This window comes from Streptomyces sp. NPDC048637 (genome assembly GCF_040650675.1).
Classification (GTDB): Bacteria; Actinomycetota; Actinomycetes; order Streptomycetales; family Streptomycetaceae; genus Streptomyces.
Genome location: NZ_JBEZHQ010000045.1, coordinates 34,323 through 49,682 on the forward strand (window position 1 = coordinate 34,323; position 15,360 = coordinate 49,682).

13 protein-coding genes are annotated in these 15,360 nt (G+C 70.1%); 12 read left to right on the forward strand and 1 reads right to left on the reverse strand.

What is annotated here, in order from left to right; all coding sequences use genetic code 11:
• Position 1 precedes the first annotated feature (1 nt).
• The 8 genes from murG to AB0C46_RS35320 all read left to right on the forward strand — a co-directional run bounded on the left by murG (position 2) and on the right by AB0C46_RS35320 (position 7,216).
• Positions 2–1,093, forward strand: coding sequence for an undecaprenyldiphospho-muramoylpentapeptide beta-N-acetylglucosaminyltransferase (gene murG / locus AB0C46_RS35285; RefSeq protein ID WP_362833015.1), 1,092 nt, complete (start codon positions 2–4; stop codon positions 1,091–1,093).
• Positions 1,094–1,115: 22 nt separating this feature from the next.
• Entirely contained in the window at positions 1,116–1,931 is an 816-nt protein-coding gene (locus AB0C46_RS35290; protein WP_362833016.1) for an FtsQ-type POTRA domain-containing protein, read from the forward strand.
• 282 nt (positions 1,932–2,213) lie between these two features.
• On the forward strand, positions 2,214–3,446 hold the full coding sequence (gene ftsZ, locus AB0C46_RS35295) for a cell division protein FtsZ (RefSeq protein ID WP_362833017.1): 1,233 nt from the start codon (positions 2,214–2,216) through the stop codon (positions 3,444–3,446).
• A 13-nt stretch (positions 3,447–3,459) separates the two neighbouring features.
• Positions 3,460–4,224, forward strand: coding sequence for a peptidoglycan editing factor PgeF (gene pgeF, locus AB0C46_RS35300; protein WP_362833018.1), 765 nt, complete (start codon positions 3,460–3,462; stop codon positions 4,222–4,224).
• On the forward strand, positions 4,176–4,943 hold the full coding sequence (locus tag AB0C46_RS35305; RefSeq protein WP_362833019.1) for a YggS family pyridoxal phosphate-dependent enzyme: 768 nt from the start codon (positions 4,176–4,178) through the stop codon (positions 4,941–4,943). The genes pgeF and AB0C46_RS35305 overlap by 49 nt, the downstream gene beginning before the upstream one ends.
• Before the next feature lie 124 nt (positions 4,944–5,067).
• Positions 5,068–5,688, forward strand: a complete 621-nt coding sequence (gene sepF / locus AB0C46_RS35310) for a cell division protein SepF (protein WP_362833020.1) — start codon at positions 5,068–5,070, stop codon at positions 5,686–5,688.
• A gap of 72 nt (positions 5,689–5,760) precedes the next feature.
• Complete coding sequence (locus tag AB0C46_RS35315; protein WP_362833022.1) at positions 5,761–6,054, forward strand: YggT family protein; 294 nt, start codon at positions 5,761–5,763, stop codon at positions 6,052–6,054.
• Between the two features lie 49 nt (positions 6,055–6,103).
• Positions 6,104–7,216, forward strand: coding sequence for a DivIVA domain-containing protein (locus tag AB0C46_RS35320; protein WP_362833023.1), 1,113 nt, complete (start codon positions 6,104–6,106; stop codon positions 7,214–7,216).
• Between the two features lie 181 nt (positions 7,217–7,397).
• On the opposite strand, the gene ileS is transcribed toward AB0C46_RS35320, so the two are convergent.
• Positions 7,398–10,535 (reverse strand): isoleucine--tRNA ligase, encoded by a 3,138-nt coding sequence (gene ileS / locus AB0C46_RS35325; protein WP_362833024.1) that lies wholly within the window; start codon positions 10,533–10,535, stop codon positions 7,398–7,400.
• A gap of 604 nt (positions 10,536–11,139) precedes the next feature.
• Between ileS and AB0C46_RS35330 the strand changes: the two genes are divergently transcribed.
• From AB0C46_RS35330 to AB0C46_RS35345, 4 genes are all read left to right on the forward strand, one after another.
• Positions 11,140–11,913 (forward strand): TraR/DksA C4-type zinc finger protein, encoded by a 774-nt coding sequence (locus tag AB0C46_RS35330; protein WP_362833025.1) that lies wholly within the window; start codon positions 11,140–11,142, stop codon positions 11,911–11,913.
• A 120-nt stretch (positions 11,914–12,033) separates the two neighbouring features.
• Positions 12,034–12,636, forward strand: coding sequence for a signal peptidase II (lspA, locus tag AB0C46_RS35335; protein WP_362833026.1), 603 nt, complete (start codon positions 12,034–12,036; stop codon positions 12,634–12,636).
• An 80-nt stretch (positions 12,637–12,716) separates the two neighbouring features.
• Positions 12,717–13,658: an RluA family pseudouridine synthase gene (locus AB0C46_RS35340; protein WP_362833028.1), complete on the forward strand. Its 942-nt coding sequence runs from the start codon at positions 12,717–12,719 to the stop codon at positions 13,656–13,658.
• A gap of 99 nt (positions 13,659–13,757) precedes the next feature.
• On the forward strand, positions 13,758–15,353 hold the full coding sequence (locus tag AB0C46_RS35345; protein ID WP_362833029.1) for a Na+/H+ antiporter: 1,596 nt from the start codon (positions 13,758–13,760) through the stop codon (positions 15,351–15,353).
• Positions 15,354–15,360 lie beyond the last annotated feature (7 nt).

The window sequence follows — 15,360 nt, forward strand, 5'->3', positions numbered from 1 at the left end:
GGTGCATGTCGTACTCGCCGGTGGGGGGACCGCCGGCCACATCGAGCCCGCGCTCGCCCTCGCGGACGCACTGCGGAGGCAGGACCCCACCGTGGGGATCACGGCACTCGGTACGGAGAAGGGCCTGGAGACCCGGCTCGTCCCGGAGCGCGGCTATGAGCTGGGCCTGATCCCGGCCGTGCCGCTGCCGCGCAAGCCCACCCCCGAGCTGATCACCGTCCCCGGGCGGCTGCGCGGCACGATCAAGGCCGCCGAGCAGATCCTGGAGCGCACGAAGGCGGACTGTGTCGTCGGCTTCGGCGGCTATGTGGCGCTGCCCGGCTATCTGGCCGCCAAGCGGCTCGGGGTGCCGATCATCGTCCATGAGGCCAATGCCCGCCCCGGCCTCGCCAACAAGATCGGCTCGCGGTACGCCAAGTTCGTCGCCGTCAGCACCCCGGACAGCAAGCTGCGCGGTGCCCGCTATGTCGGGATCCCGCTGCGCCGCACCATCGCCACCCTGGACCGTGCCGCGGTCCGCCCCGAGGCGCGGGCCGCCTTCGGCCTCGACCCCAACCTGCCGACCCTGCTGGTGTCCGGTGGTTCCCAGGGTGCCCGCCGGCTGAACGAGGTCATCCAGGCCGCCGTTCCGGCCCTCCAGCGCGCCGGTATCCAGGTCCTGCACGCGGTCGGCCCGAAGAACGAACTGCCGCATGTGAACAACATGCCCGGGATGCCCCCCTATGTCCCGGTACCGTACGTGGACCGGATGGATCTCGCGTACGCCGCGGCCGACATGATGCTCTGCCGCGCGGGCGCAATGACCGTCGCCGAGTTGTCCGCTGTCGGGCTCCCGGCCGCCTTCGTCCCGCTGCCCATCGGCAACGGCGAGCAGCGGCTCAACGCCCAGCCGCTGGTCAACGCCGGTGGGGGCCTGCTGGTCGACGACGCCCAGCTGACCCCGGACTGGGTGCAGAACAGCGTGCTCCCGGTCCTGGCCGATCCGCACCGGTTGTACGAGATGTCGCGCGCGGCCTCCGAGTTCGGCCGCCGGGATGCCGATGAGCTGTTGGTCGGCATGGTGTACGAGGCGATCGCGCAGCGCAACAAGTAGCGCACGAGAGAAGGCAGGGAGCGTGGCCGGACCGACAACCGCCCGGCGAGGCGAGAAGAAGTCACTGTCCGGCCCGCCCTCCGCCGCGGCGCCACCCGGGCGAAGATTCCGGTGGGAGCGCCTTCCTCTTCGCGCGCCGAGCCGCCGTGGTCTGATCATCATCCTGGTCGTCACGGTGCTGCTCGGCGCGTTCGGCGTCTGGGCCCTCTACGCCTCGAACTGGCTTCGGGTGGAGCGCGTCAACACCACGGGCACCAAGGTTCTGACGCCGCATGAAGTCATCGCCGCGGCGGACGCCCCGATGAACGCCCCGCTGGTCTCGGTGGATACGGACGCGCTGGCCCGCCGGCTGCGCGCACGGCTGCCGCGCATCAGGACGGTGGACGTCGAGCGGTCCTGGCCGCACACAATCGGCCTCAAAGTGACCGAAAGAGTGCCGGAACTGCTGATGCGATCGGGCGGAAAGTTTGTCGAAGTGGACGCCGAGGGCGTCCGGTTCGCCACCGTCAGCACGGCTCCCCAGGGCGTTCCGCTTCTGGAAATGGCCGCATCCGACTCCCCAAGTCTGCGCCGGTTCGGAATCGACCGGTTGCGGCGCGCCGCGGTCGAGGTCGCCCAGGGGCTGCCCGCAGTCGTACACAAGGACGTACGGAAGGTCCGCGTACGGTCCTACGACGCCATCACCCTCGAACTGGCCGGCGACCGCACGGTCGCGTGGGGCAGCCGCGAACAGGGCGCCGACAAGGCAAAGGTGCTGACCGCGCTGCTGAAGGCGGCACCTGACGCGCGCCACTTCGACATCTCGGTGCCCAGTGCCCCTGCGGTGTCCGGGAGTTGACGTCCGTAGCCGCAGGCCAGCACCCTGGATGGCTACGACTATGGGTGATCACATAGGGTGAAAAGAAAAACGGGAGGTTCGGCGTGTTCGTTGAACGGGCGCGCCTTGTCGACTTAGTGTCTCGTTCCAAAGGGACTATGGAACCAAGGAACACAGGCACAGGTAACCCTAAACTTCAACGTTAGGGTTCGGGTCGGCGATACGAACCGTCCCATCGGCATCAGTCGGCGTCCACACGCACGTGCGGCGACGACACGTAACTCGAGGCGAGAGGCCTTCGACGTGGCAGCACCGCAGAACTACCTCGCAGTCATCAAGGTCGTCGGCATCGGCGGCGGTGGCGTGAACGCCATCAACCGGATGATCGAGGTCGGGCTCAAGGGCGTCGAGTTCATCGCGATCAACACCGATGCGCAGGCGCTGCTGATGAGCGACGCCGACGTCAAGCTTGACGTCGGCCGCGAAATGACCCGCGGGCTCGGCGCCGGCGCCAACCCGGATGTGGGTCGGAAGGCGGCCGAGGACCACCGCGAGGAGATCGAGGAGGTCCTCAAGGGGGCCGACATGGTCTTCGTGACCGCGGGTGAGGGCGGCGGCACCGGCACCGGCGGTGCCCCCGTCGTCGCCAACATCGCCCGCTCGCTGGGCGCCCTGACGATCGGTGTGGTCACCCGGCCGTTCACCTTCGAGGGCCGCCGTCGCGCCAACCAGGCCGAGGACGGCATCGCCCAGCTGCGCGAAGAGGTCGACACCCTCATCGTGATCCCCAACGACCGACTGCTGTCCATCTCGGACCGCCAGGTGAGCGTGCTCGACGCGTTCAAGTCCGCGGACCAGGTCCTGCTGTCGGGTGTCCAGGGCATCACCGATCTGATCACCACCCCGGGCCTGATCAACCTCGACTTCGCCGACGTCAAGTCCGTGATGTCGGAGGCCGGATCGGCCCTCATGGGGATCGGTTCGGCGCGTGGCGACGACCGCGCGGTGGCCGCCGCGGAGATGGCGATCTCCTCGCCGCTCCTGGAGGCGTCCATCGACGGCGCCCGTGGTGTGCTGCTGTCCATCTCCGGCGGCTCCGACCTCGGTCTCTTCGAGATCAACGAGGCCGCCCAGCTGGTCAGCGAGGCCGCACACCCGGAAGCCAACATCATCTTCGGTGCGGTCATCGACGACGCGCTGGGCGACGAGGTCCGGGTGACGGTCATCGCCGCGGGCTTCGACGGCGGCCAGCCGCCGGCCCGCCGGGATTCGCAGTCCTCCGCACTGTCGTCACCGAAGCGCGAGGAGCCCGCCCCGGCCCCGAGCCGTCCGGTCACTCCGCCCGAGCCGCGTTCGTCGTCCTTCGGCGGACTGGGTTCGGTGCCCGTACGGGACGAGGAGCCGGCGCCCGCCGAGTCCTCCTCCTCACTGGGCGAGGTCCCGTCGTCCCCGGCGAGCGCTCCGCAGGTTCCCCCGGCCCGTCCGTACTCGGACTCCGCGGCCGAGGAACTGGACGTCCCCGACTTCCTGAAGTGACCGAAGCACTGAAGTGATAGGGCAACAGCACCACGAGAGCGGCGCGCATTTCGCCTTCACCGACAGGTGGGGCGGGGTGAGCGCCGCTCCGTATGATCAGCTCAACCTGGGTGGTGCGGTCGGCGACGACCCGCAGGCCGTACGCACCAACCGTGCCCGCGCCGCCGTGGAACTCGGCCTCGACCCGGCCGCGGTGGTCTGGATGAACCAGGTCCACGGCCGGGATGTCGCGGTGGTCGACGGGCCCTGGCGCGGCGACGACATCCCCGGTGTGGACGCGGTGGTGACGGCTCGCCGGGGCCTTGCGCTCGCGGTCCTGACCGCTGACTGCACCCCGGTCCTGCTCGCCGACCCGGTCGCCGGGATCGCGGGGGCCGCCCACGCCGGCCGGCCCGGCCTGGTGGCCGGGGTCGTCCCGGCGGTGGTCGAGGCGATGGTGCAGCGTGGCGCGGAGCCGGCGCGGATCATCGCGTACACCGGACCGGCGATCTGCGGACGCTGTTACGAGGTGCCCGAGGCGATGCGCTCCGATGTCGCCGCGGTGGTGCCCGAGGCCCGTGCGACGACCAGTTGGGGCACTCCCGCGGTGGATGTCACCGCAGGCGTACGGGCCCAACTCGCCGCGGAGGGCGTGCTGGTGCGTGAGGATTCCCACATCTGCACCCGCGAATCCGCGGACCACTTCTCTTATCGGCGCGACCGTACGACGGGGCGGCTCGCGAGCTATGTATGGCTCGGGGGCACCCCCGGCCCGGGGCTGGGGGAGGCCACACCGTGACGGACGACCGGAAGACGCACCTGGCGCAGAACCTGGCCCAGGTGGAGGAACGTATCTCCGCTGCCTGCGCCAAGGCCGGCCGGCCGCGTGAGGAGGTGACCCTGATCGTGGTCACCAAGACCTACCCCGCGAGCGATGTCCGGCTGCTCGCGGAGCTGGGAGTACGGCAGGTCGCGGAGAACCGCGACCAGGAGGCGGCACCCAAGGCCGCCGAATGCGCCGATTTGCCCCTTACTTGGCACTTTGTTGGTCAACTGCAGACGAACAAGGTGCGGCCTGTGGCCGGTTATGCCGGAATTGTTCAGTCGGTCGACCGGGCCAGGCTCGTCACCGCGCTCTCCAAGGAGGCGGTGCGCGCCGAGCGTGAACTTGGTTGTCTGATCCAGGTGGCGCTTGACGCGGAGTCGGGTGTGCGGGGCGAGCGGGGAGGTGTGGCGCCGGACGGCGTCGCGCCGCTCGCCGAGCAGATCGCCGGGGCCCAAGGTCTGCGTCTGGACGGTGTGATGACCGTCGCGCCGCTGGCCGGGCCCTACTCCGGACGCGAACTCGCCGCCTTCGAACGGCTCATGGAAATCTCATCCGACCTGCGCGGGAACCATCCTGCTGCCAACATGGTGTCAGCAGGTATGAGCGCGGACCTCGAAGACGCCGTGGCGGCCGGGGCGACACATGTGCGCGTCGGCACTGCGGTACTCGGAGTCCGACCACGGCTCCGGTAACGTCGCCAAGCAAGTCGGACCACAGCACAAAATATGGTCATTCCCGTAAAAAGCGGGGCAGGCCGAGTGGATCCAAGGCCCCTGGTGACGGAGCCGATCCACCACAGAGCGGAGGACGCAGAGAATGGCCGGCGCGATGCGCAAGATGGCGGTCTACCTCGGCCTCGTGGAGGACGATGGGTACGACGGCCGGGGGTTCGACCCCGATGACGAGTTCGAGCCCGAGCTTGACCCGGAGCCCGATCGGGGGCGGCGTCAACAGCACCAGGTGCAGGCCGAAATTCCCCCGGAACGGGAGGAACCCGTCCGTGCCGTGACGCCTCCGGCGCAACGTGAACCGGCCCCGCTTGCCGCGGAAAACGGACGACCCGCGCGAATCGCCCCCGTGGCATCCATCACACCCGACCGTCCGAATCTGGAGAAGAACGCACCGGTGATCATGCCCAAGGTTGTGTCCGAGCGGGAGCCCTACCGCATCACCACACTCCACCCCCGGACCTACAACGAAGCCCGTACCATCGGGGAACACTTCCGTGAGGGCACTCCGGTGATCATGAATCTGACGGAGATGGACGACACCGACGCGAAGCGACTTGTCGACTTTGCGGCCGGTTTGGTGTTTGGTCTTCACGGCAGCATCGAGCGGGTGACGCAGAAGGTGTTCCTGTTGTCGCCTGCTAACGTCGATGTCACGGCGGAGGACAAGGCCCGTATCGCAGAGGGCGGGTTCTTCAACCAGAGCTGAGACGCAACACCGGGCACACCGAGGCCGTGAGGCCAACACAGGAGCAAGGCAAGGGGAGAGGGACGGCGCGAGATGAGTGTCTTTGGTCAGGTGATCTACATCGCGCTGTACTGCTTCCTGATCGTGTTGATCTTCCGGCTGGTGATGGACTATGTCTTCCAGTTCGCCCGTTCATGGCAACCCGGCAAGCCGATGGTGGTCATTCTTGAGGCCGCCTACACTGTCACTGATCCGCCACTCAAGCTTCTGCGGCGGGTCATCCCGCCGCTGCGTCTCGGGGGCGTGGCGCTCGACCTGTCCTTCTTCGTATTGATGATCATCGTGTACATCCTGATCACCGTCGTGAGGTCGGTGTTGTTGGTGTGAACGATACGGTCTTGCCGATTGCCGACGACTACGTTGAGGTGAAGTAGAGATGCCGTTGACCCCCGAGGACGTGCGGAACAAGCAGTTCACGACCGTCCGCCTCCGAGAAGGCTATGACGAGGACGAGGTCGATGCCTTCCTCGATGAGGTCGAAGCCGAACTGACCCGGCTCCTGCGGGAGAACGAGGACCTTCGCGCCAAGCTGGCCGCTGCCACCCGCGCCGCCGCGCAGAACCAGCAGCAGCAGGGCCTGCGCAAGGGACCGGACCAGCAGCAGCAGGAGCAGCAGCAGCGTCCCGGGGCTCCGGTGCCCGCCGCCATATCCGGTCCGCAGCCGGTGCCGCCGCAGCAGCAGGGGATGGGTGGACCTCCCCAACTGCCCGGTGGAGCACCGCAGCTGCCTCCTGGTCCCGGTGGCCACGGACCGCAGGGTCCGCACGGTCCCGGTCCGATGGGTCCCGGCGGCCCCATGGGTGGCCCGATGGGCGGCCCCGGCGGTCCTCAGCAGCTGCCGCAGGGCGGCCAGCAGGGTGGACCCGGTGGTGACAGCGCCGCACGCGTGCTGTCGCTGGCACAGCAGACCGCCGACCAGGCGATCGCGGAGGCCCGTTCCGAGGCCAACAAGATCGTCGGCGAGGCGCGCAGCCGTGCCGAGGGCCTGGAGCGGGACGCCCGCGCCAAGGCCGACGCGCTGGAGCGGGACGCGCAGGAGAAGCACCGCGTGGCGATGGGCTCGCTGGAGTCGGCCCGCGCGACGCTGGAGCGCAAGGTCGAGGACCTGCGCGGCTTCGAGCGCGAGTACCGCACGCGGCTGAAGTCCTACCTGGAGAGCCAGCTGCGTCAGCTGGAGAACCAGGCGGACGACTCGCTGGCTCCGCCGCGGACCCCGGCGGCCGCTTCGCTGCCGCCGTCGCCGTCGATGGCGTCGGCCGGTGCGGGCACCATGGGCGGCAACCACACCATGGGTGGCGGTCAGTCGATGGGTGGCGGCAACCACTCCATGGCCGGTCAGTCCAGCGGCGGTCCGTCCTACGGCGGTCAGCAGCAGATGTCGCCGGCGATGACCCAGCCGATGGCTCCGGTGCGTCCGCAGAGCCCGCAGCCGATGCAGCAGACGCCGTCGCCGATGCGCGGCTTCCTGATCGACGAGGACGACAACTGACGTCCGCGTAGCGCGCACCGTCGGCAATCAGGGCCGGGCCCCGAGGGAACACTCCTTCGGGGCCCGGCCCTTTTGTGTGGACTTGTGCGCGCGGTGCCGGTCGGTCAGCGGGGACGGAAGAGCCCCCCGGCGCGGTGGCGCCGGGGGGCTCGGTGTGTGTCGCGGTGCACCGCGACCGCGGTTACGCCTTGCGCAGCTGGAACGTGAGGGCCAGGCTCTCGTCGGTGAACGCGGAGCCGTAGGAACCGTCCGCCTCGCCGGGGGCGAAGTCGGTGGCGAGCACTTCGTCGGAGATCAGGCCGGCGTGGTCGGCCAGCGCCGTGCGCACCTCCTCGTCGGTGGACTGCCAGCGCAGCGCGATCCGGTCGGCGACGTCGAGGCCGCTGTTCTTACGGGCCTCCTGGATCAGCCGGATCGCGTCACGGGCCAGGCCCGCCCGGCGCAGCTCCGGGGTGATCTCCAGGTCGAGGGCGACCGTGGCGCCCGCGTCGGAGGCCACCGACCAGCCCTCGCGCGGGGTCTCGGTGATGATGACCTCGTCGGGGGCGAGCGAGACGGTTTCGCCGTCGACTTCGACGCTCGCCGTGCCCTCGCGCAGCGCGAGCGAGAGGGCCGCGGCATCCGCGGCGGCGACGGCCTTGGCGACCGCCTGGACGCCCTTGCCGAACCGCTTGCCCAGGGCACGGAAGTTCGCCTTGGCGGTGGTGTCGACCAGGGATCCGCCCACCTCCGACAGTGAGGCCAATGAGCTGACGTTGAGCTCCTCGGCGATCTGTGCGCGCAGGTCCTCGGACAGACCGGCGAACCCGTGGGCCGCGACCAGCGCACGGGACAGCGGCTGGCGGGTCTTCACCCCCGACTCGGCGCGGGTCGCCCGGCCCAGCTCGACCAGCCGGCGCACCAGCTGCATCTGGCCGGACAGCGCCGGGTCGATGAGCGACCGGTCGGCGGCCGGCCAGCCGGTGAGGTGGACGGAGTCCGGGGCGTCCGGGGTGACCGGGACGACCAGGTCCTGCCAGACCCGCTCGGTGATGAACGGGGTGAGGGGCGCCATGAGACGGGTGACGGTCTCGATGACCTCGTGGAGCGTGCGCAGCGCAGCCGCGTCGCCCTGCCAGAAGCGGCGGCGGGAGCGGCGTACGTACCAGTTGGAGAGGTCGTCGACGAAGGACGACAACACCTTGCCGGCGCGCTGGGTGTCGAAGGACTCCAGCGACTCGGTGACCTGCTCGACCAGGGTGTTCAGCTCACCGAGCAGCCAGCGGTCCAGCAGCGGGCGGTCGGCGGGGGCCGGGTCGGCCGCGGAAGGCGCCCAGCCGGACGTGCGGGCGTACAGCGCCTGGAAGGCGACGGTGTTCCAGTACGTCAGCAGCGTCTTGCGGACGACTTCCTGGATGGTGCCGTGGCCCACCCGGCGGGCGGCCCAGGGAGAGCCGCCGGCGGCCATGAACCAGCGGACCGCGTCGGCGCCGTGCTGGTCCATGAGCGGGATCGGCTGGAGGGTGTTGCCCAGGTGCTTGGACATCTTCCGGCCGTCCTCGGCGAGGATGTGACCGAGGCAGACCACGTTCTCGTACGAGGACTTGTCGAAGACGAGCGTGCCGACGGCCATCAGGGTGTAGAACCAGCCGCGGGTCTGGTCGATGGCCTCGGAGATGAACTGCGCCGGGTAGCGCTTCTCGAACAGCTCCTTGTTGCGGTACGGGTAGCCCCACTGCGCGAACGGCATCGAGCCCGAGTCGTACCAGGCGTCGATGACCTCCGGGACGCGGGTCGCGGTGCCCTGGCACGTCGGGCAGGCGAAGGTGACCGCGTCGATGAACGGGCGGTGCGGGTCCAGGTCGGACTGGTCGGTGCCGGTCAGCTCGGTCAGCTCGGTGAGCGAGCCGACGCAGGTGAGGTGGTTCTCCTCGCAGCGCCAGATGGGCAGCGGGGTGCCCCAGTAGCGGTTGCGGGACAGCGCCCAGTCGATGTTGTTGTTCAGCCAGTCGCCGAAGCGGCCGTGCTTGACCGAGTCGGGGAACCAGTTGGTGTGCTCGTTCTCCCGGAGCAGGGCGTCCTTGATCGCGGTGGTGCGGATGTACCACGACGGCTGGGCGTAGTAGAGCAGCGCGGTGTGGCAGCGCCAGCAGTGCGGGTAGCTGTGCTCGTACGCGACGTGCCGGAAGAGCAGGCCGCGGGCGTCCAGGTCGGCGACCAGCGTCTCGTCGGCCTTCTTGAAGAACTGGCCGCCGATCAGGGCGAGTTCTTCCTCGAAGGTGCCGTCCGGGCGGACCGGGTTGATCACCGGCAGGTCGTACGCCTTGCAGGTCTTGAGGTCGTCCTCACCGAAGGCCGGGGCCTGGTGGACGAGGCCGGTGCCGTCGTCGGTGGTGACGTACTCGGCGTTGACGACGATGTTGGCGCCTTCGAGCTCGGCGAGGCCGAAGGGGCGCTCGTAGGCCCAGCGCTCCATCTCGCGGCCGGTGAACGACTCGCCGGTGGCACTCCAGCCCTCGCCGAGGGCCTTCTCCAGCAGCGGCTCGGCGACGACCAGCTGCTCGGTGCCGTCGGTGGCGACGACATAGGTGACGTCGGGGTGCGCGGCGACGGCGGTGTTGGAGACCAGGGTCCAGGGGGTGGTCGTCCAGATGAGCAGCGCGGCCCGGCCGGCCAGCGGGCCGGACGTCAGCGGGAGGCGGACGAAGACCGAGGGATCGACGACGTTCTCATAGCCCTGCGCCAGCTCGTGGTCCGACAGGCCGGTGCCGCAGCGCGGGCACCAGGGGGCGACGCGGTGGTCCTGGACCAGCAGGCCCTTGCCGAAGATCTCCTTCAGTGACCACCACACCGACTCGATGTAGTCGGGGTCCATCGTGCGGTACGGGGCATCCAGGTCGGTCCAGTAGCCCATACGGGTCGTGAGCTCGGCGAAGGCGTCGGTGTGGCGGGTCACCGACTCCCGGCACTTGGCGTTGAACTCGGCGATGCCGTACGCCTCGATGTCCTTCTTGCCGTTGAAGCCCAGCTCCTTTTCCACGGCCAGCTCGACCGGGAGGCCATGGCAGTCCCAGCCGGCCTTGCGGTCGACGTGGTAGCCCTGCATCGTGCGGAACCGGGGGAAGACGTCCTTGAAGACGCGCGCCTCGATGTGGTGCGCGCCGGGCATGCCATTGGCGGTCGGGGGGCCCTCGTAGAAGACCCACTCCGGCCGTCCCTCGGACTGCTGGAGGGTGCGGGCGAAGACCTTCTGCTCCTGCCAGAACTCAAGCACGGCGTGCTCAAGGGCGGGGAGGTCTACCTGGGCGGGTACCTGGCGGTACTGGGGCTGCGGACTCATCGGGGGCTTCCTCCGGGCGGACACCTGCTGCGTTCTCCGTCCGGAGGGACGAGAACCTGGGCTCCCGCGGTACCACCCTCCTTGGCGGTGCTGCTGCACCGCCCCCTCATTGGGGTCGCGCTGCCGGTTCTACTCGCCCTGCGGGGGACCCGCGGGCTTTCTTCCGGCGGCTCCGGGGTGATCTTCACGTCGTGCACGCCCCCGGGCTCCCACCGTCCCCGGGTCGCTGCTGGCTGCGTACGGCGCTACTCGTCCCGTCAATGCCTCTCGCTGGGGCCAGTGTACGGGGCGGCGCCGACAGCGGCCGACCGGATTTCGGCGGCCGGGGGCGGGGCCCGGCGCGGGCCGCGCTACGGGGGTGGTCCGGGCCTTCGCCGCGGCGCGCCCGCGGGCCCGGGCGATGACCCGAATGGCCAGCGGTCCGCTGCCCCTCCTCCGGGCGGATTCGCCGGGCGGGGAGCGGGCACAACCGAGGCGGACCGCCCTTCCGGGCCGGGTGGCGGGAGGCGAAGGGCGGTGCGTCCCGTTGCCGCGTGGCCTGCGGCGATTTATCGTTCCCGTCACGATTCGCGAACAATGTCACATATGTGAAGGGGTCGCGGCCATGGTGGCGAAAAAGACCGCCGCGGAGAAGAGCACGACGCCTGCCGACGAGGCCGTCGCGAAGCAGTCTGCAGCGAAGAGGACAGCTCCGAAGAAGGCCGCGGCCAAGAAGACGGCGGCCGGCACGACCACGCCGGAGAAGGCGACGGCCAAGAAGGCGGCGCCGAAGCGGGCTGCCGCGAAGAAGACGGCGGCGAAGAAGACGGTGGTGAAGAAGACGGCGGCGAAGAAGGCCGCGAAGAAGGCTCCGGCCAAGACGGCCGCGGTGCCCGCTAAGAAGACGGGAGCCAAGACGGTGGTGGCGAAGAAGACTGCGGCCGCATCGGCCACGGCGCACGGCGATGACTCCGCGGTGCCCATGGCCCGGGTGGCCGCGGCGCCGGGCGAGCTCGCCGTACGGCCCGGCGAGGACCCCTGGACGCCCGCGGAGGTCGCCGCGGCACGGACCGAACTGATGGAGGAGACGGCACGGCTGCGGGCGGAGATCGTCTCGGCCGAGGACGCCATCGCCGGGCTGATGCGTGACTCCGGGGACGGCGCGGGTGACGACGAGGCCGACACCGGCAGCAAGAACATCACCCGCGAACACGAGCTGGCGCTCGCCTCCAACGCCCGCGAGATGCTCCACCAGACCGAACGCGCCCTCGGCCGGCTGGACGCGGGCACCTACGGGCTGTGCGAGAACTGCGGCAACCCCATCGGCAAGGCGCGGATGCAGGCCTTCCCGCGCGCGACGCTGTGCGTGGAGTGCAAGCAGCAACAGGAGCGCCGCTGAGGTGGCAACCGGTGGCGCGTACGGCACCCGTACCGCCCGCTGCCGTACGCGTGTGCCGTACTCTCGTGGTTCAGCCGGGCACGTCCCGGCCGGGGACACAACGGGCTGAGGGACTCACACGTGGCAGAGGCGGAACGCATCACCGGTACGCCGGAACCCGAGCCGGGTACCGGAGCGGATCCCACGACGGGGTCCGAAGGGGGAGGTCCGGTGCAGCCGGAGCAGGGCAAGGGCCGCGGTAAGCGGCGGATCGTCGCGCTGCTGCTGGTCGCGCTCCTCGTCTACCTGCTCGACCTGGGCAGCAAGCTCCTCGTGGTCGCGAAGCTGGAGCATCACGCGCCCATCGAGGTGATCGGGACGCTGCTGCGGTTCACGGTGATCCGTAACCGCGGCGCCGCGTTCGGCATGGGCGAGGCGCTGACGATCTTCCTCACCATCATCGCGGCGGCCGTGATCCTGGTGATCGCCCGGATCGCCCGCAAGCTCTACAGCCTGCCCTGGGCGATCGCGCTCGGGCTGCTGCTCGGTGGCGCCTTCGGCAATCTCACCGACCGGATCTTCCGTGCGCCGGGCGTCTTCGAGGGTGCGGTGGTCGACTTCATCGCACCGGCGCACTTCGCGGTCTTCAACCTCGCCGACTCCGCGATCGTCTGCGGTGGCGTGCTGATCGTGATCCTTTCCTTCCGGGGGCTGGACCCCGACGGGACCGTGCACAAGGACTGACCGGCCCCTCCGGAGCCGTCCGCCCGTCCCGGCCCCGGCCGCCGGGCAGGACACCATGGTGGGACTGCCATACTCGTGGGGTGAGCACCATTCCCGAGATCCGCACCCTGCCCGTACCGGACGGCCTGGAGGGCGAGCGCGTAGACGCCGCGCTTGCCCGGATGTTCGGCTTCTCCCGTACGAAGGCGGCCGAACTCGCCGCCGCCGGAAAGGTCCGGGTCGACGGATCCGAGGTGATGAAGTCGGAGCGGGTGCACGGCGGCGCGTGGCTGGAGGTCGAGATGCCGCAGGCCGCGCCGCCCGTCGAGATCGTCGCCGAGCCCGTCGAGGGCATGGAGATCGTCCATGATGACGACGACATCGTCGTGATCATGAAGCCGGTCGGGGTTGCCGCCCACCCGAGCCCCGGCTGGAGCGGAACGACCGTCATCGGCGGTCTGGCCGCGGCCGGCTACCGCATCTCCACCTCCGGCGCCGCCGAGCGCCAGGGCATCGTGCACCGCCTGGACGTCGGCACCTCGGGCCTGATGACCGTCGCCAAGTCCGAGCGCGCCTACACGCTGCTCAAGCAGCAGTTCCGCGAGCGTACGGTCGACAAGCGCTACCACGCCCTGGTCCAGGGCCACCCGGACCCGATGAGCGGCACCATCGACGCCCCCATCGGCCGCCACCCCCAGCACGACTACAAGTGGGCGGTCACCGCCGAGGGCAAGCCGTCCGTCACCCACTACGACCTCATCGAGGCGTTCCGGGCGGCCAGCCTGCTCGACATCAAGCTGGAGACCGGCCGCACCCACCAGATCCGGGTGCACATGGCCGCGCACCGCCACCCCTGCGTCGGCGATCTGACCTATGGCGCGGACCCCACGCTCGCCAAGCGGCTGGGCGTCGGCCGGCAGTGGCTGCACGCGGTCCGGCTGGGCTTCGAGCACCCCTCGGACGGCCGCTGGGTCGAGTTCGAGAGCTCTTACCCGGACGATCTGCAGCACGCGCTCGACACCGTCCGGGACGAGAGCAGCTGACGCAGCGGCTTTCCCGGTGCCGACACGGCGGGCAACCGGCAGCTTCGTGGCAGGCTGGGGGCGGAAATTGACCGGATCCGACCCCGGAGCGTAGCCACCGTGGACCAGCTGGCTCTGATGTTCGTCCTGCTGCTCGGAGCCGTGGTCATGGTTCCGGTCGGTGACCGGCTGGGGCTCCCGTCACCGGTGCTGATGACCCTCGCCGGTGCCGTCCTGGCACTGCTGCCCTTCGTGCCCAACGTCGAGGTGCCGCCCGAGTTCATCCTGCCGGTGGTGCTGCCGCCGCTGCTCTACGCGGCCGTACAGCGCACCTCCTGGCGGCAGTTCACCGCCAATCTCCGGCCGATCTTCCTGCTCGCCGTGGCGCTGGTCTTCGCCACCACCGCCGCGGTCGCCGCGGTCGCCCAGGCGGTGGTGCCCGGGATGCCGGTGGCCGCGGCGGTGGTGCTCGGTGCGCTGGTCGCACCGCCCGACCCGGTCGCTGCGACCGCCGTCGCCGGCAAGCTCGGGCTGCCCCGCCGGCTGGTCTCCATCCTGGAAGGCGAGGGGCTGTTCAACGACGTCACCGCGATCGTGCTCTACCACGTGGCCCTCGCCGCGGCCATCAGCGGCACCTTCTCGCTGCCCGCCGCGGTCGGCTCGCTGGTGCTGTCCGCGGTGGTGGCCATAGCGGTCGGCCTGGCGCTCGGCTGGGTCACCAACAAGCTGATGGGGCTGCTCGGGGACCCGACGCTGCAGATCGGTCTGACGCTGCTGGTGCCGTTCGTCGCCTATGTCCTGGCCGAGGAGTTCCGCGGGTCAGGTGTGCTCGCGGTGCTGACCTGCGCGCTCTTCCTGGCCGAGTACGCCGTCGACGCGGACGATGTGATGGGCCGGCTGGCCGGCTACACCTTCTGGGAGGTCGTCGACACCCTCGTCACCGGCGTCGCCTTCGGGCTGATCGGGCTGGAGCTGCACAACATCTTCGGCGCCGCGTCGCAGCGCTGGGGGCAGCTGCTCGGGGCCGGCGCCGCCGTCGTCGGGGTGGTCGTCGGCGTCCGGCTGCTGTGGCTGCTGCCCGCCGCCTGGCTGGCCAAGCGGATGCACAAGCTCCGCGACTACGACGAGGAGATCCCGATGAGCTGGCGGGAGACGCTCATCATGTGGTGGTCGGGGATGCGCGGGGTGGCGTCCGTGGCGCTGGCGCTGGCCATTCCCTACAGCATCGACGGCAGCGACGGCTTCCCGGTCCGCGACGACATCCTCTTCATCGCCTTCGCGGTGGTGCTCAGCACCCTCCTCGTCCAGGGCCTCACCCTGCCCTGGCTGGTGCGCAGGCTACGGGTGCGGGCCGACACCGATGCCGTCGACGCACTGGAGCGGGAGCTGGCGATCCGGGTGATCAAGGCGTCCAAGCGGCGGCTGAAGGAGATCCTGGAGGTCGAGGAGCTGCCGGACGAGGTCAGCGACCAGCTGTCGCGCCGGGCGTACGACATGGGCGCCCGGATCGCGCCGGACATCGTCGACGACGAGCGGCGCGAGCTCTTCGAGAAGCGCATCCACCGGATGAAGAAGGTGCAGCGCATCCAGGGCGAGATGCTCTCGGCCGCCCGGCACGAGGTGCTGGCCGCGCGCAGTGAGCCGGGTGCGGACCCGGAGATCGTCGACCGGGTGCTGCGGCATCTGGACATGCGCAGTCTGCGGCACACCCCGTGACGCCGGG